The following is a 17,490-nucleotide window of genomic DNA, read 5'->3' as shown; positions in this document are numbered from 1 at the left end:
AATGATAATGAATTTCATTATCATGTTTTCATCAACAATTTTAATTATACTTATTGTTTTTTTGAAGTCAATACTAATTTATAATAATTATTAATAAGGAACAAGTATTGTGCTCAAACTCTCCTTTTTATGATTGAGATACCACATTCATTGTAAATCCCACGAAAAAAAACGATAAACAAACGAGTGCACTCTTAAAAAATCACTACAAAAAAACCTTGCTTCATTTAAGCAAGGTTTACGCGTTATCTTCTTTTTGAGTATGAATCTGCCCTGATATCAGGCTTTTATTTTTCATTAGGAATGGAATACAGGCTGCCAAAATAACCAGACAAACGGCGATCGCGATAACTGTTCCATTTCCTTTTATAAAACTATCCCCCAGCAGGTTATATGCCAGTGTTCCTGGCAGCACCCCGAGCATGGTTGCAAAAACATAGGACCCAAGCTTTAATCGGGAAATTCCTGCTACATAACTTACAAGATCAAAGTTTAAAATTGGAATGATCCTGAGGAGGAAAATATAAAAAAAACCTTTTTCTTTTAATTGTTTCTGCCATTTTTCAATCCTGGATGGAGCATCCGTTGTTTTTTTCAGCCAGCGGGCACCCAAATGTTTGGCAAGATAAAAAGATATGACTGCACCAAGTGTTGCACTAAAAACAGTATAAACTGTTCCCCAAATCGCCCCAAAAGCAAGTCCGCCAGCTAGGGATAGAACCGATATTGGAAAAAGTGTAAAAGGACGAAGTACATTAATCAAAACATACATAATAGGTGCGACCATGCCAAAGGACAACACCCAGTCACGTAAAGACATAGGGGTAAGTTTGAAAACAAAATGGTTGAGTGCGAACAAAAGAACAACAGCAGCAAAAAAGACTGTTAACTTCACCCAAGTGTTTTTCTTCATAAAGACCCCTTCTTTACTGACAAATTTTAAAAAAGATCAGTTTATGAACTATTCCCTTATATTTACTTTATATAACAAACTTTCCTAACTATTTTTAATAACAATGCCATTTCCAGCTGGATCTTTCACAAAAATGCCGTTAGATTCAGCTATGAACGATATATTGTGCTGCTGCAGCGACTGTTTTAAAGTCTCGAGTACCTCAGCATTCGGCACAACGATTTCATAATGCAGAAGACCCGCAGCATCTATAGGTGAAGGAATAGCATTCGGGCCGTTCCAAATGTTTAATGCAATATGGTGGTGATATCCTCCCGCAGAGATGAATAAAGCATGATTGGCCATTCTTGTTTGTTCTTCAAAACCGAGCACATTCACATAGAACTCTTCTGCTTCAGGAATGTTTGTCACGTTTAAATGCACATGCCCCATCACTGTCTTTTCAGCTAGACCATTCCATATTTTGTTATCAGCCTCATCTAATAAACCATGTACATCTAAAGGTTCGCTCACTGCAGGCAAATTTCCTTTTTCATCGCGAACCCAATTGTTCCGATCCACATCTCGATAAACTTCTATCCCGTTGTTTTCAGGATCCTGCAGGTAAATGGCTTCACTGAATTTATGGTCGGATGCTCCAGCAAGACGGGTATCTGTTTTTATAAAATGCTGAAGAACATTCGCAAGATCTGCTCTTGTGGGTACAAGCATTGCTAAATGGTATAAGCCCGCACTGCGAACCGGACGCTGTTCAAGCTTTGGATTGCCTTCTAAGGTCAGTAGCGGCTTAATTCCGTCAGCTGTTAACTGTGCAGCAGAATCGGATCTAGTGAGTACTTTTAATCCAATGGTCTCTGTATAAAACCTAATAAGTTTCTCCAGGTCTTTTACCTTGAGTGTTACATTGCCGATATGTGTATCTTTATGAATAGGATTCATTATATAAACCTTCTTTCAATAAAATATATTAATTACTTTATGTAAGTTATTATAAAATAGTTATTAACAAACTTCAAGCGCAAAATAAAAAGGAGCTGATTTTCATCAGCCCCCGATATATGACATCTCTATTTTTTTTCGTTCTTCAGCATTCTGTTCTCTTCTTTCATCTGAATAACGATCTTTTCTGTTACTCCATGTGTTTAAAATTCGCTCATAAATCTCCTGATCGGAAGCCCCATGACGGATAAAGTGTTTAAAATCAGTACCGCTAGAAGCAAATAAACAAGTATACACTTTTCCATCTGCGGAAAGACGGGCCCTTGTGCATGTAGAACAAAATGTATCACTAATAGAAGAAATGATACCGATCTCACCTGTGCCGTCTTTGTATTGATATCTTTTTGCTACTTCACCATAATAATGGCCAGAAACTGGTTCAAGAGGAAGTTCATCGCCGATTAACTTCAAGATTTGATCCTTAGAAACAACATCATCCCAGTTCCATCCGTTTGATGTTCCAACATCCATATATTCTATGAAACGAAGCACATAAGGAGTATTCTTAAAGTAACGAGCCATCGGCAGTATCTCCTTATCATTTACTCCTTTTTTTACCATCATGTTAATTTTCACTTGAAGACCAGCTTGATGGGCAGCTTCTATTCCTTTTAAAATAGGCTGGACCCCGACTCCCCGTCCATTAATACTTCCGAAAAGCTGATCATCGAGCGTATCAAGGCTTACGGTGACTCGGTCCATTCCTGCTGCTTTAATTTCAGCTGCAAGCAAAGGCAGCAGCACGCCATTTGTTGTTAATGCAATATCTTTTATTCCTTCAATAGAACGAAGCCTTTTTAAAAGTTCGGGTAATCCTTTACGCAATAAAGGTTCACCGCCTGTAATACGGATTTTCTCAACGCCTGAACGCGCAAATTGAGTGGCTATCCGTACGATCTCATCAAAAGATAATAACTCCTCATTCGTTAAGAATGGATAATCCGTTCCGAAAATTTCTTTAGGCATACAGTACGTACAGCGAAAATTACATTGATCGGTTACCGATATCCGCAAATCGCGAAGAGGACGCTGCCATTGGTCAACAACTTTCTTTCTATCCATAACATCACGCCATTATTTTAGTATTTTTCTAAATGTACCACGAATAAAAGGAAGTTAAAACCAAAAAGGCATTTTCCAAACACATCTACATCTTAATATAAGCCTTTAGTTCTTAATTACTATTTACCTATTGTTTGACAATTTATATGCATCATTTTTACCAAATTTTTATAAAATTTAATAGCTATTTCCTTGATCCGCCGGTGTTTTTAGAGCATGATGTGTAAAGTGGAAATAATCAGTTGCCACTTCCTCTTGTGTATTGAAGATGAAAGTGTTACGATTAGGAAGAATTATTTTTGTTCGATTGTAACAGGTAAACGATTATCTTGATATTTTTGAGCAAGGATAGTATTATTGTGCGGATTGGCACGACAGGAGGCAACAAACATGGAACAAGGTAAAGTTAAATGGTTTAACGCAGAAAAAGGTTTCGGATTCATCGAGCGCGAAGGTGGAGACGACGTATTCGTACATTTCTCAGCTATCCAATCAGAAGGTTTCAAGTCATTAGACGAAGGTCAAGACGTAACTTTTGAAGTTGAACAAGGTCAACGCGGACCTCAAGCTACTAACGTACGCAAGGCGTAATTGCCTAAATAGATAAACAGGACTCTTTCTTAGAGGCCTGTTTTTTTTTGCCTCTTTTTTTATATATCGACAACTTTTCTAATTATTTCATACTTATAAAAAATTTTCTGCAATTTAAACATATATTGATTGTTTTTGCTACAATAAAATTAACGTCTAAAAATATTAGGAGTAGTAAATGGATCTTCATATGATGCAAAAGCTTGATCAAATCGAAATCGGTAAGAAGATTAACGAAAATGCAGAACTAATCGCCCAGAAGATCATCACAAACATCATAAAAAATGAAACGTATGTTTCACTTCAGCATAGAGATCAAGGACAGGAAAGACTCGAAGCATCCATCACATTTATCCAGTTAATAGGAGACGCGATTTCCGGCAAATTGGCTGATCCGCAAGAGACCATCTCTCAATGGGGTGAAAAGGTTGGAATGGCTGCTGTTCAATCAGGTCAGCCTCTTGATAAATCATTGGAGAGCACTTCCTATTATCGCAATTCAATTTGGGATTTTATTAAAGAAGAAGGCTCCCTGCAATCCATGTCAGCTGAATCTGTCTTACACATTTCAACCACGATTAATCCGATGATTGATTATGCCGTACAAGCGTTCAGCAAATCTTATGTGAACAACTATCGGGATATGGCAGAAAAGTTTCACTTATCGCTTCAAGAACTCTCAGTTCCAGTTGTCCCGCTCTTCCCTGGGGTCGCCGTACTTCCTGTTGTTGGAGAAATTGATACAAATCGAGCAAAAATTTTATTAGACTCAACTTTGCAGCAATGTGTTGAAAGCGAGATTACTTTACTTGTTATTGACTTATCTGGAGTAAGCTACATTGATACGATGGTTGCTCATCGCATTTTCCAGCTCGTATCAACGCTAAAACTTCTCGGTGTGAAAACGACACTTACCGGATTAAGTCCAGAGATTGCACAAACTTCCGTAAGCTTGAACCTGGACTTTAGCGAGATCACCTTAAAAGGGAATCTGCTTCAAGCCCTAGCGGATTTTGGATATGGCAAACTTAATAAATAAAAAAAGAACAGATCCTGCAGGGGTCTGTTCTTTGAATTTTAAGATTTTTCGCGTTTTAGATCCTCTAATTCCTTTAAGAGACTGATCACCATTTCATCACTTTTTTTCAGCTCATAATTAAGCATTGTGATGGTCTCTTCCTCCCAAGCAAACGGATCTCCATGTTCAGGGGTAGTCGGGACATTTTCATATATATCCCCTTCTTCTCTATCATCTGGTTCAAAGTATATAGCTACTTCGCAAACCGGCTCTCCAAGTGCAATTCGTTTACGCTGCGATACTTTTCCATAACCGAATTTTCGTGCTGCAATGCCACCAAAAACGCTAGAGGTCAACTTGCATAAATGAGGAGCATCCATCACAAACTCCCCGAAAGGACACTCTTTTGCACGAACTACTACATGGTCAGGATTCACACTGACAATTTCAAAATGCCCGCCGATTGAATTCTTCAAATCCACTATTACATGAACATATTGGTCAACCGTCCAGTGCAGTGGATCTTCATAAAATCTTTCGATCCATTCACCTGTTCTCAGTCCAAGCTGTTCAATGTAATTTTCGGCAGCAGGACCAATCGTTTTTCTATGAATTAAGGCATATTGAGTAATAAGTTTTGCTAAAAAAGTGTGTCCATTTAATTCACCTTTTGAAAGGCGCATAACACATCTACCCTTTCCTTTATGAATTACATGCTGTTCTTAGATTGGTTGGTAAGATATGGACAACACTCTTTGGATACCCGTTATAAAGATTTTGAAACCTTAAAATACCAGATGAATAATTACTTATTTCACCCAAAAGTACATTCCATCTTTGTGCTCGATTAACTGAAATCCTGATTTTTCTAAGACTCTTACCGAAGGAATGTTCGAATCCAAGCACTCAGCTGTTACCTTATTTACGTCTGAACGTTCAAGAAGCCATTCTGTTAATTTTGAAACCATTTCTGTAGCATATCCTTTATTTCTTGCTTTACTGACTAAGCCATAACCAATCTCTACAACTCCTTTGTCGTTAGGGCCACCTTTACAGCCAATCTCACCGATTAGTGTATTACTCTCTTTTTCTATTACGATCATGCTCCAAATTGATGTTTCAGGGTGTTGTTTCAGCTTTTCTTTTTTTTGCGGTATTCGTTTTGCATATGTCGGGCTCGGCCATTCGTCAGAAACTTTGCAGCCTAAAGCCAATTCTAGTTCACTTTTTCCTTTTCTTTTTCCTTTTAATGTAGCTTCTACTAACTCATAAGTATATGGAATAATAAGAAGACGCTGTGTTTCAATCATAATGATTTTCCCCATTCATGTTTATAACATTTATTTTAACTTATTTTTCCACAAAAAAGAGACTTCCATAAAAAGTCTCTTTTCATAAGTTGCTTATTCCATTTCTTTTTCAAGCTTTGAGTGTCTCTTTGAATATAAGAAATATACAGCTGCACCGATACCAAGCCAGATGATGAAACGAACCCATGTGTCTCCATCCAGCTGTGCCATTAAGAAACCACAGAATATGATCGCAAGTATAGGAATCCATGGTACACCAGGACATCTGAAAGCACGTGGCAGATCAGGCTGTGTTCTTCTCAGCACAAGTACTGCTACGGAAACCAGTACAAACGCAGACAATGTTCCGATATTAACGAGTTTTGCAAGCTCGTCAAGCGGTATTAAAGCTCCCATAAGTGCAGCTACAATACCAAAGAACCATGTTGAACCATATGGTGTACGGTACTTTTCATGAACGGTTCTAAAGAATTTCGGCAAAAGACCGTCACGTGACATCGCATAGGATACACGAGTTTGTCCATAAAGCATTACGAGCATTACTGTTGTCATCCCGAGGATCGCCCCAACGTCAACAATTCCTGCTACCCAATTCTGACCCGCCAACTGTAGAACAAGAGAAATAGGATGATCTTCGTTTCCTTTAAAATCAGGGTATGGAACAACTCCAGTCATGATGCCGGTAACAATCACATAAAGGAATGTACAGATAAGCAATGAATAGATGATTCCTTTTGGAAGATCTTTGTTTGGATTTTTCGTTTCCTCAGCTGCTGATGCGATTGCATCAAATCCGATAAAGGCAAAGAACACTAAGGCTGCTGCCGCAAAGATTCCTTCCATTCCAAATGGTGTGAAAGGCGTCCAGTTTGTCGGTTTAACATAACCAATGGCTACTACAATAAAGAGTAAAACAACGGCTACTTTGATTACAACCATGATGTTGTTTACTCGTTTTGACTGCTTAACACCTACTGAGAGCAGGAATGTAATCAGCATAACGATTAAAAATGCAGGAAGATTAAAATAAGATGTTAGACCTGGGACCGCTCCTGGTGCTGCACTTAGCGAAGCTGGAATATGGATGCCAAATCCTTTTAATAGTGATTGGAAGTAACCAGACCATCCAACAGAAACCGCACTAACGGCCAACAAATATTCAAGGATTAAGTCCCATCCGATAATCCATGCAAGGAATTCACCCATCGTTGCATACGTATACGTATATACGGATCCTGAAACTGGCACGGTTGAGGCAAATTCAGCATAAGACAAAGCTGCAAATAAACACGCCAAACCTGCAATGACGAATGAGATGATAAGAGCTGGTCCGGCAGTTAGAGCTCCTGCACCGGTAAGAACGAAAATACCCGTTCCAATAATAGCTCCAATTCCAAGCATCGTTAAATCCCAAGTACCTAACTCTTTATTGAGTGTTGTACCTGTTTTAGATGCTGCTACTAAATCAGAAATACTCTTTTTCCTAAAAATACCATTCTTCATAAAAACCTCCATGAATAGTTGTTTTTAATTTGTTTGTAAATTCAATCTAATCTTAATATACAATATTTTTCGTTAACTTTCGACACTTTTTGGAGCAATAGCAGAAATTACTAACTTGCTAGCTTTATTTCACAAATATACCCATGTTCATTTTACGTTAAACGAAACCTAAGATTTTTACATAACAACAAAAAAAGATGATACCGGTATGCAGGATATCACCTTTTTCGCTAGAGATTATTTCATTTACAAGAGAAATTTTCTTTCATTGGTAACGTTTCTTTTTCAGGAACCGACAGGAAAACGACTGCAATCACAATAAATGCCCCGCCTAAGAGCTGGTACGCTCCAAAAGATTCATTCAGCCAAGTGATCGATAAAACCGCAGCGACGAGCGGTTCAATACTTGATAGCAGGCTTGTTTCAACTGCTGATAAGTATTTTAAGCTGCCGATATAAAGAACGAAAGAAACCGTTCCGCTTATTATGATCAAGAGAAGCATGGAGAATGTGCTGACCGTTAATGTACTGGATATATCCGAAAAGCTAAATCCGGGATTCGCCAAAAATAGAACGATTCCTCCTGTCAGCATCCCCCAGCCCACAATAATGGACGTTCCCCATCGCTTAATGAGTGAGGCAGGGTGCAGCGTGTAAAACATAAACCCGAACGCTGTTAATCCCCCAAAAACTATTGCTTTCTTTGATAATACAATATCCTGCACAGATCCGTTTGTGATCAAATAGAAAACGCCAGCTATTGCTGCAAACAATGCGATGAACTGCATGGATGAAGGCAGCTTTTTGTTAAGAACCACAACCCATATCATAATAAAAACTGGACCAAGAAACTGAAACAAAGTAGCTGTTACAGCATTACTTATGTAAACCGTTTCGATAAAAGCATATTGCGCTCCAAGCATGCCAAGAACCGAAAAGATCACAAGCTGAATCCATTGACCCGGATGTTTCCATATCGTGAAGATATCTTGTTTTGCAAAAAATAAAAAACTTAATAGAATGATACCTGCTGCTATTAAACGGACAACTAAATAGTCAGCGGATGTCAGTTCTGTTTTTTGAAAAAGCCACTGAATCATGGGACCAGAAATTCCCCATAGCGTGGCACCACTAATAATCATCATTAAACCGATTTGACGAGAGCGTTTCATGAAGCAAACCTCCTAAGCTGCAACTTGCTTTTACCTTTATAAAATGAAAAGCATAGAGATATTATAATGAAATTCTGACTCTATAAAAAGTGTCAGATTTTTAAATTGTCAGGGGGTCAGCATTTTTGTTCCTGCGTCTACAAGTAAACTCAGCGAAGCGCGATTCCTCGTCGCATGCCCTGCGAGAAGTAATCTCAGGTTGTAGGCACGCACCTTGCGCTTCAATCAACTTGCAAATGAATAAAAGAGCCAAATAAATAAACTCGCAGGGAGGGTTTCCCGCGAGAAGCTTTATTCCTGATTTATTATATATTCTGGTTTTAATCGGATTAAAAAGTATTCAGTGGCACCTATTTGTTCTGAACAACCGTTTAAAATAAAAGCAGGCTCAGCAGGTTCTTCCATTAGTATTTCAGAACAGATATCTTTGTAAATGCCTTTGTCTTGTCCTGCATAACCATCATGGGAATTATCATATGTGTAATGATATTTTTCTCCGTCAAAAACAAGATCCTTAAAGATGGGGTCTCCTTCCATTGTATAACTCGTGATTCGAATTTCATCTTTCTTTTTAGCATTCGTATTTGCTAAAAAATCCTGAAACCGCTCAATATTGTAATCTTCATATCCCCATATAACATCTCCTCTCTTTTTTGCCGCATTCAAGTTGTAAGCTTCTGAAGGGGGTTCGTTAATAGGGAGAAGAGCTGTTTCCCTTCCATCTCCATGTTCATATAAACCGTTTAACCAAATACCTGCCGTAATCATAGCGACTAAACTTAAAATCTTCATTTTGCCTCCTCAAATTAATCCATTTATTAGATTAGACGATATACAAAATGATTTGGTCGCAATTTCCATTTTCCACAAAAATATGTTTTAAGCTAAAATGAATATAATATCTTTTTCATTAAAGTCTGCTTAACTAAAAGGAGAAATTTTATGAATTTAGAACAAATCAAATACATTGTAGAAGTCGCAAAAGAAAGTTCTATCACAAGAGCTGCTGACAAGCTTCATCTCTCCCCTTCTGCGATCAGTCAATCCATCACTCAGCTGGAAAAAGAGTTTGGTATCTCGATATTTACGCGTTCCCGGCATGGTACACTCCCGACCGCCGAAGGAAAATCTATCGTGTCTAAGGCGTATGAAATTCTACATAAGATGGATGAACTTCAAGAAGAGCTTTCTGTTAAACAAAAAGCAAAAAGACTAGCATTAAAAGTAGGCTGTGCACCAGCACTCACCTATATGGTATATGATGCTTTTATCCTGTTTCATGAGCAGTTTCCTGAGGTCAACGTCATGATCAAAGAAATCGACCAGGATAATATTTTAGAAGAAATTAAGAATGGAAGTATCGATATCGGGTTAAGTTCCTTTACAGAGTATGATCTATCTTCTATGAAGCATGAAAAAGGAATTGGGTACGAACCCCTCTATACTGGTCATGTCTGTGTTTGTGCAGGAAAGAAATCTCCTCTGTACTATAAGGAATATCTAACTCCTGATGAACTGGCGGATCAAAAGATCGTCATTTACAATTCAAAAGGCGGAACAACGTTTAATGATACGTATTTTAATAATAATCAGATCTTGTTTTCATCAAACAATGTTGAAGTGCTGCGATCAGCTATTCTAGACGGACATGCGTTTTCTTTCGTTTTGAACTTTACCTTTAAAAAGAACGCAGATGTACTGAATGGAAATTTAGCCCTCATTCCATTTAAAAATCCAGATCTGATTCTTCAAGATTTTTGGACGCTTTATCCTCTTACAAAAGGTTTCACGGCAGAAGCAAAAGAATTCGATAAAATCGTAAGGTATTTACTAGATCAATAACAAACAGTTAGTTAGCATTCTGTTCTTTCTCTAGCATACTCTTTTGATAATAAAAGATTAACTTATCCAGCAACTGACTTTGTTTTACAAGTTCATGATTAGAAAAATCATTTGAGCTCGGTCTAAGGTCATACATTTTTTGACGGCATCTTTTGATTTCCTGCAATAGTAAATGCATCTCGTAATCCATTAAAGCAATCCCTTTCTAGCACACTAGTTTATTCCATTTTCTGTTTATAATATAAGAATAGAACTTACCCCAAATTATGTAAATTTAATGTTTTTTAATAGTCTTTCAGTATTGCTGAACTTAATGAAAAAAAGATGTTACTTGGACATCTTCTACATTTCACACCCTTTATTTGAGTTTTTTCTTAAAAAATTCCACGTAAATAATCATTTATTTGTCCAATAAATTTAGACAAGCCTGCGTAAGATATAGCAGAAGGAGGATGTATTCGTATATTCTCTTTCCAAGTTTCAAAATAGGGGGGTGTCTATTTTGAGTCTAATTAAAATTCTAGATAATTTCTTAAATAATAAGAAAAGAGCTAAGAGCAAGAAAAACAAAAAAAGAATTGGCTAACCCCAATAATAAAGAGCTGACCTAATGGTTAGCTCTTTTCATTTGATGTGCTATTGGGAGTGGTTGATTTCCGCTCCAGGTGCTCGCTTTCCGCGGGGTGTGCGGTGAGCCTCCTCGACGCTTTGCGTCCATAGGAGTCTCACCTGTCCCACTAATCCCGCTGGAGTCTCGCACCTTGCGCTCCTATCAACTGTCAAAGAAGTGCTTCAAAATAACAATCAAAAAGCCTTTTCATTATAAAAGGATTGCGAGCAGAACAGGCAGCGTGATTAAAGAGAGAAGAGTACTGATTAATGTAGCACTAGATACGAAGTCTGGTTCTGTTCCAAATTGAAGTGCGTACATGGTCGTATTCGCCGCAGAAGGCATAGCAGCCATTAAAATCATAATCGCTTTAAGCATTGGGTCTATCGGCAAAAAGAGAGTGATGCCATACGCGATCGCTGGTGAAACGGATAATTTTAGTAATAGCGAGTATATCAGCTTTTCGAACTGAACATTTCTCAATGAAATTTTCGCTAGCTGCATTCCCAGAATAATCATGATGGTCGGAATGGCAGAGTCTGCGACTAAATCGAGAGCTTCTGCAATGGAACCTCCTATTTTTATACCCAGCTGTTGAAAAATAACACCAGCTATCGCACCGTATAGGATCGGCATTCTCACTACCGCTCTTAGCGCAGAGGAGACGCCACCGTTTTCTGGACTTCCTTTTGCGGCGTAGTAAATCCCCACCGTACACATTACCAGCTGCTGAATGACCATTAACACAACAGCATAATCAAGTCCTGCAGCACCAAAAGCAAAAAGAGCGACAGGTGTCCCATAGTTTCCGTTATTCATAAAGGCTGACGCGAGAATTATTCCGCACGTTTCCCACACAGTGTATTTTTTAATAAAGCTGATCACATATACGAACGCAATAAGCGTAAAACAAAGCACAAGCGTGTAAATCAGCATATACCCATATGTCTTCGTCAATGTAGTTTCATAGAAAGTTCGGAAAACAAGAAAGGGAGACATAAGGTAGAGAGCCATTGTGGAAAGGGATTGTGTCTCAAAACCGATCACCTTTTGACCGATAAATCCGATAGCAAAGATAGCGAAAACAGGCAAGACGATACTTAGCAGTTCTAACATGTATAAACCTTCTTCCTTATTCACTTCCTCTATCGTATCATACCGTTAAACGAGACTTGATATGATTAGCTCTGTCAAATGGAAAAAGCATCCGTTAGATTGAACGGCTGCTTTTTTAATTACTATTAAATATTTTAACTAGTGTTTTAGGCTAATCCTAATAGTTTCATAATACTTAAAATCAATACCCCAATTATGCCGAAATCTGAATCGCCAAATGTCGTTCCTTCAAAACCAACATCCCCTAGTAACACCAAAAGAATGGCAGGCAAGAAACTAATGATGAGACCATTAGCAAATGATCCCAACATCGCACCTCTTCTTCCGCCTGTTGCGTTACCGAAAACACCAGCAGCTGCACCCGTAAAGAAATGTGGTACTAACCCTGGGACAATTACTTTCAATCCAACAAGTGGAAGAACAAACATTGAGATCATCCCGGCGATAAAACTAAAGAGAAAACCGATGATTACTGCGTTTGGCGCGAAAGGAAACACTGTTGGGCAATCAAGAGCTGGTTTTGTATCCGGAGCTACTTTATCAGCAATACCCTTAAAGGCTGGAACTATTTCCGCAATCAACATGCGTACACCGGTTAAAATAATGTATACCCCAGCCGCAAAAGTAATGGCTTGCATGAAGGAAAATACAATAAAATTAGAACCACCAGATAATTTCGTTTCAATAAAGCTCTGCCCCGCAAATAAGGCTACAACAACGAAGAATATTGTCATTGTAAGCGAAACTGCTACAGATGTGTCACGTAAAAAGCCAAGTGATTTAGGAACTTTTATCTCTTCAGTCGGTTTCTCTTTATTCCCAAACCATCCTCCAACTTTTGCAGAAATAAAATATCCAACTGTTCCGAAATGACCGATTGCAAAATCATCGCTTCCCGTTATTTTTCTTACATATGGCTGAAGTAAGGCTGGAAAAGCAACCATACAAAATCCTAATATGATTGAGCCAATAATAACGAGCGGAATACCATTCATTCCTCCTACAGAGAGAGAAACGGCTATCAAGCATGCCATGAACAATGTATGATGCCCTGTTAAAAAGATGTATTTCAATGGAGTAAAACGAGCGAGTATGATATTAACGATCATACCAAAAACCATGATTAAAGCAGTTGAAGTACCAAATTTACTTTGGGCTGCAGCTACTATAGCCTCATTATTTGGAATCACCCCTTGTACATGGAAGGCATGATCAAACATCTGGCTAAATACATCGAGCGCTCCGATTAACACTGTAGCTCCTGCACCGATGATGATAAAGCCCATCACCGTTTTCAATGTACCCGATACCACATCTGCAGCAGATTTACGCTGCAGCAGTAATCCAAGGAGAGCAAAGAGCCCAACTAGAATTGAAGGTGTACCTAGAATATCTTTCATGATTAAATCCAGCATCTTTTCCTGCTCCCTTCACTAAGTCATCTTTAAATATGTTTTTCTAACTTTGTCTTGATTTCTGAAATGTTCATCATATTTTCTAATGTAACGATTGTTCGATTTCCATTGTCAAGCTGTCCAACAATGTCAGCTGCTCCTATATAAATATCTGCTGGCACCGTTTTTGCAGAAGCGAGATCCGTATGATCTACCTCTGCTGTTTTCCCCATTTCCGTTAACGCTTTCTTCACGTTTAACTCCATGATGAAACTGCTCCCTAATCCATTACCGCATACAACCATGATCTTCATTTTGTTTCCTCCTTCGAATACTTTTGAATGTAATTTAATAGAACGGATTTATCTGTACTTTGTAAAATATCTTCAATGTTCGCAGGCTCACCCAGAAGTGTCGTTAACTGAACAAGTGCACGCAGGTGAGACTCACTATCGGCGGCAGCTAAAACAATAATGAGCCGGACTGGCTTATCCGATGCAAAATCTACCGCTTCATCTAGTTTTAATAAACTCATGGATAAGGAACGAACACCTTCCTCTGGTCGCGCATGTGGAATAGCAACTCCTGGTGTAATAACGACATATGGCCCGTTTACTTCGATTGATTCAATCATTGCCTCGACATAACCTTCTTCAATCGTTCCTAATTCTAATAATGGTTTTGAGGCAGTACGGATTCCTTCTTTCCAATCGGTAACCTTCGCTGTTAATTGGATCGTTTGTGTTGTTAGTAACTCCTCTAGCACCGGTTTCTCTTCCTCCCCAAACTGAAGTTTCTTATTTTTCTGTGCAAAAGTATACATATGTGTTTGTAGAGCTTTTTCTAAATCACTTTGATGATGGATCGTTGCATATTGAGCAATTATGTTTATCAAGGAATCCACATCCAAGTTCTGCAGGGTATATCCATACAGCTTCTGCATCACTTGTTGACGCAGTTTATGCTTGTCCTGCACCTCTAGAATCGGAGGTACAACAAAAAGAAGTGCTTCCGTCCTCAGGTGTACCGTCGAAAATACTAGATCATAGGACAATGGATAATCTGCTGCATCCCTGACAGACAAGACATCTAAAAACAATAGATCTGGGAACAATTCTCTCAAGGTATATACCAAGATATTACTTATCCCGATCCCATTTGGACATACAACGATAGCCCGCTTTCTTTCATCAAGTGTTGTCCCTTGTTTGCGAAGCCATCCACCGAAATGAATCGTAAAATAGGCAATTTCATCTTCAGGAATCGGATAGCCTATCACGTTTTCGATCGGTGCTAACGACTTTTTTGTAACATGATACAGTTCTGGATAAACTCTTTGAATCCGCTTTGTCATCGTATTTACAAGCGTTACACGATACTGCATCCGATAATAAGCAGGTTTAAAATGTACCAATAATTGATCGTATAATTGTTCTTTGTCATGCAAGTGCACAAATGCTAACCTTTCAAATTCTTGAACTACTTTCTTGAGTATATCTTGAAGGTCTTCATTATTTTCTTGCAAAGGAGATGCATCTTTTGTTCGATTCATACTCATTAAATGTACAGTAGCGTACAACTTCTCACATTGACTCCATACCGATCTAAACGTATTGGATTGAGTCATTTCTTCCACAAATCGGTATTCTTTCGTAGAAGCTAGCTGTTCCCAATGATCTATGGAATGAATGGCTTCTCCTTTATCGATAAGCTGGTCCGTGGATAAAAACAAATAGACAAGTTCCTGTAATCGCTCATCGCTGAATGTTATTCCTAATTTACTCTCTAACGCTATCAGCTGCTTGTGAATTTGCTGTATCCTTTCCTCATGCTCTCCCCATACACACTGTGTGATAAGAGGAACATTTCCACTATTCAATACATCGCGAATAAGCTGTTCAACGACATACCTTTTTTCATTGCTGTCTCCTTCTATCAAATAACCATTTTGCTTAGAGTATTTGATTTTTAACCGACTCTTTTGAGCCACTTCCTTAAGGCGCTGCAGATCTTTTAAGACAGTGTTACGAGAAACACCTGAAATGGATTGAAAGTGATAGACGGATAAGAGCTCCTGACTGAGTAGAAGGATAAGATAAAAAACGGTCTGCCTGTCTTCTTCTGAAAAAACATAAGTCCGTTTCGTGAGCTTTATGTCAAAGGACTCAACTCGAACTTTATCTGGCAAGTAATAACCGGCATTTTGATCATAGCCGATTGGGAGGTATCCTTGAGATTCAAGCCAATCGTTTGTTTTTCCTATCCCATATTGCAGCTGTCTTCGTGTCAGACCAGTCTGTGCTATTAGTTCGTTCATTTTAAGATGGGATGATCTTTGTAGTAATTTTAAAAGAATTGTACTTCGTTCATCTAACAGCATCGAATTATCCTCCCCTGTCATAACTGTATCGATTTTTTCATGAGATTTGTATCCTTTTACAGACCCTTTATTGTCTATACACCTGCACAATAATAAACTCTATTGATCTATAACGTATCCTAGGCACAGTTTGACCGTTTTTTTGTATAAAAACAAACAAAAAGGCGCTGATTTACCAGCACCTTACTTTACGCTTAAAAATCCCAGTCATAAGTGGCAAATTTTCAATAAAAATGAAAAACCGACTCTTTATGCAGAGTCGGTTCATTTTCCTTCGTATATATCTGATTTTCTTACTTTTTAGATGGAAGATTGATCGTAAAGCATGTCCCTTTTTTTAACTCGCTCTTGATCAAAATTTGTCCGCCCATTTGCTTCACGATTTGATGGCATACGGTTAACCCCAGGCCAGTCCCTTTTTCCTTTGTTGAGTAATACGGGCTGCCCAGTTTTTTTATTTGATTTCCGGTCATTCCTACACCGTTGTCTTTAATTTGAATGGATACGAAACCATTGGCATTTTTCTCAGCCGATATCCAGATCTCCCCTTCACTTTTAATCGCTTCAATCGCATTTTTGATGATATTTATCAACACTTGCTGAATTTCTAGTTTAAGCCCCTCGATTTCGAGGGATGATTCCACTTGCTGTGTGATTTGAATGCTATTCAGTATGGCGTAAGAATGCATCACGTCAATCGATTGTTGAATAACGGAAGTTAAATCAATGGTTTCATATTGATCGGTTTGCGGCTTTGCGAGCGCTAGATACTGATTAATGATTTCCTGAGCCCGGTCTAATTCCTCAATCGAAATGCTTATGTACAATTGCTGTTCCTTCGTTAACTCTTCTTTTTGCATTAACTGCATAAACCCCCGGACAGATGTCATCGGATTGCGGATTTCGTGTGCAACCGAAGCTGCCAGCTGGCTGACAACATTCATTTTTTCTGTTCGGATCAGCTCTTGTTTCATTTCAATTTGCTCTTTCATATTTTCAATTAAATATATGATTGCAATCAGGGTTGCCAAAATAATAAGAGAAGAACTTAATTCAAATAAGGTTTGCCGATGGTCTCCTTTTATCTGTAGAAAAATCCCTCTTGTGATCGGGATCATCATATAAAACAAACTGATCACGATGACTTTACCTTTTATTCGATAACGGTGGAACAACCTGGTTACAGGGAGTAACAATAGACAAAACACTGTATAATTGCCTAATAGGATTAACAGCTTCTGGTCTGTAAAGGAACCGATTACAAGCAAAGCAAAAAAAGCTGCAAATCCTGCCCTTTTGCCTCCGTATAAAAAGATATGATGATTACGACCGCTTTAAAGTCATACTTATAGATTTCGAAATAATAGACAGGCTGGCTCATTGTAAAGATTAATATAATCAGCATGAACAGAAAAAATTTTGAACGGATTCTTTTCCGTTTCTCTTCTCTTTCATTAAAAAAGACTTGATAGATAAGGATTGTAAAAAGAATGAAGACCACGTGCAAGCACATGCTTTGAATAGACTCCCACATACTGTTCCCTACTTCCTAGGTTTACCTGTCTTTTTGATTTTCGACA

General features: G+C 38.3%; 18 protein-coding genes. 3 read left to right on the top strand and 15 right to left on the bottom strand.

The genetic code is table 11. From position 1 onward, the window contains the following. Positions 1–238 precede the first annotated feature (238 nt). From ACFW35_RS03165 to moaA, 3 genes are all read right to left on the bottom strand, one after another. On the bottom strand, positions 239–913 hold the full coding sequence (locus ACFW35_RS03165; RefSeq protein ID WP_379843735.1) for a TVP38/TMEM64 family protein: 675 nt from the start codon (positions 911–913) through the stop codon (positions 239–241). Between the two features lie 84 nt (positions 914–997). Further along, on the bottom strand, positions 998–1,852 hold the full coding sequence (locus ACFW35_RS03160) for a VOC family protein (protein ID WP_379843734.1): 855 nt from the start codon (positions 1,850–1,852) through the stop codon (positions 998–1,000). Between the two features lie 105 nt (positions 1,853–1,957). Beyond that, positions 1,958–2,974: a GTP 3',8-cyclase MoaA gene (gene moaA / locus ACFW35_RS03155; RefSeq protein ID WP_379843732.1), complete on the bottom strand. Its 1,017-nt coding sequence runs from the start codon at positions 2,972–2,974 to the stop codon at positions 1,958–1,960. A gap of 390 nt (positions 2,975–3,364) precedes the next feature. Between moaA and ACFW35_RS03150 the strand changes: the two genes are divergently transcribed. Both ACFW35_RS03150 and ACFW35_RS03145 read left to right on the top strand, forming a co-directional pair. After that, positions 3,365–3,565 (top strand): cold-shock protein, encoded by a 201-nt coding sequence (locus tag ACFW35_RS03150; protein WP_066292711.1) that lies wholly within the window; start codon positions 3,365–3,367, stop codon positions 3,563–3,565. Between the two features lie 178 nt (positions 3,566–3,743). Continuing rightward, positions 3,744–4,604, top strand: a complete 861-nt coding sequence (locus tag ACFW35_RS03145) for an STAS domain-containing protein (RefSeq protein WP_379843731.1) — start codon at positions 3,744–3,746, stop codon at positions 4,602–4,604. Positions 4,605–4,642: 38 nt separating this feature from the next. Here the strand turns inward: ACFW35_RS03145 and ACFW35_RS03140 are convergent, their stop codons facing one another. The 5 genes from ACFW35_RS03140 to ACFW35_RS03120 form a co-directional block, all read right to left on the bottom strand. Further along, a complete protein-coding gene (locus ACFW35_RS03140; protein WP_379843729.1) occupies positions 4,643–5,266 on the bottom strand; it encodes a methanogen output domain 1-containing protein in 624 nt (207 codons plus the stop codon). Positions 5,267–5,392: 126 nt separating this feature from the next. Then, entirely contained in the window at positions 5,393–5,893 is a 501-nt protein-coding gene (locus ACFW35_RS03135; protein ID WP_379843727.1) for a GNAT family N-acetyltransferase, read from the bottom strand. Between the two features lie 93 nt (positions 5,894–5,986). Then, the gene (locus tag ACFW35_RS03130) at positions 5,987–7,396 is read right to left on the bottom strand and encodes an amino acid permease (protein WP_379843726.1); all 1,410 of its coding nucleotides are present in this window, start codon (positions 7,394–7,396) and stop codon (positions 5,987–5,989) included. Positions 7,397–7,638: 242 nt separating this feature from the next. Continuing rightward, a complete protein-coding gene (locus ACFW35_RS03125; RefSeq protein ID WP_379843724.1) occupies positions 7,639–8,568 on the bottom strand; it encodes a DMT family transporter in 930 nt (309 codons plus the stop codon). Between the two features lie 291 nt (positions 8,569–8,859). After that, on the bottom strand, positions 8,860–9,360 hold the full coding sequence (locus ACFW35_RS03120) for a DUF4362 domain-containing protein (RefSeq protein ID WP_379843722.1): 501 nt from the start codon (positions 9,358–9,360) through the stop codon (positions 8,860–8,862). Positions 9,361–9,510: 150 nt separating this feature from the next. Between ACFW35_RS03120 and ACFW35_RS03115 the strand changes: the two genes are divergently transcribed. Continuing rightward, positions 9,511–10,410 carry a LysR family transcriptional regulator gene (locus ACFW35_RS03115; RefSeq protein ID WP_379843721.1) on the top strand — a complete coding sequence of 300 codons (900 nt, stop codon included), beginning with the start codon at positions 9,511–9,513 and terminating at the stop codon, positions 10,408–10,410. Positions 10,411–10,417: 7 nt separating this feature from the next. Here ACFW35_RS03115 and ACFW35_RS03110 read toward each other — a convergent pair whose 3' ends face one another. From ACFW35_RS03110 to ACFW35_RS03080, 7 genes are all read right to left on the bottom strand, one after another. Further along, positions 10,418–10,600, bottom strand: coding sequence for a Spo0E family sporulation regulatory protein-aspartic acid phosphatase (locus ACFW35_RS03110; RefSeq protein WP_379835869.1), 183 nt, complete (start codon positions 10,598–10,600; stop codon positions 10,418–10,420). A gap of 630 nt (positions 10,601–11,230) precedes the next feature. After that, the gene (locus tag ACFW35_RS03105) at positions 11,231–12,136 is read right to left on the bottom strand and encodes an AEC family transporter (RefSeq protein ID WP_379843719.1); all 906 of its coding nucleotides are present in this window, start codon (positions 12,134–12,136) and stop codon (positions 11,231–11,233) included. 146 nt (positions 12,137–12,282) lie between these two features. Next, positions 12,283–13,551, bottom strand: a complete 1,269-nt coding sequence (locus ACFW35_RS03100) for a PTS ascorbate transporter subunit IIC (RefSeq protein WP_379843718.1) — start codon at positions 13,549–13,551, stop codon at positions 12,283–12,285. 29 nt (positions 13,552–13,580) lie between these two features. Next, complete coding sequence (locus ACFW35_RS03095; RefSeq protein ID WP_379843716.1) at positions 13,581–13,844, bottom strand: PTS sugar transporter subunit IIB; 264 nt, start codon at positions 13,842–13,844, stop codon at positions 13,581–13,583. Then, positions 13,841–15,910, bottom strand: coding sequence for a BglG family transcription antiterminator (locus tag ACFW35_RS03090; protein ID WP_379843714.1), 2,070 nt, complete (start codon positions 15,908–15,910; stop codon positions 13,841–13,843). Before ACFW35_RS03090 ends, ACFW35_RS03095 begins: the two co-directional genes overlap by 4 nt. A gap of 293 nt (positions 15,911–16,203) precedes the next feature. Continuing rightward, positions 16,204–17,178: an ATP-binding protein gene (locus ACFW35_RS03085; protein ID WP_379843713.1), complete on the bottom strand. Its 975-nt coding sequence runs from the start codon at positions 17,176–17,178 to the stop codon at positions 16,204–16,206. Beyond that, complete coding sequence (locus ACFW35_RS03080; protein ID WP_379843711.1) at positions 17,169–17,444, bottom strand: hypothetical protein; 276 nt, start codon at positions 17,442–17,444, stop codon at positions 17,169–17,171. The genes ACFW35_RS03085 and ACFW35_RS03080 overlap by 10 nt, the downstream gene beginning before the upstream one ends. Positions 17,445–17,490: the final 46 nt, after the last annotated feature.

The organism is Fictibacillus sp. NPDC058756 (genome assembly GCF_042746035.1).
GTDB lineage: Bacteria > Bacillota > Bacilli > Bacillales > Fictibacillaceae > Fictibacillus.
The sequence above is the reverse complement of the archived record's forward strand: the minus strand, read 5'-3'. Positions and strand labels throughout refer to the sequence as shown.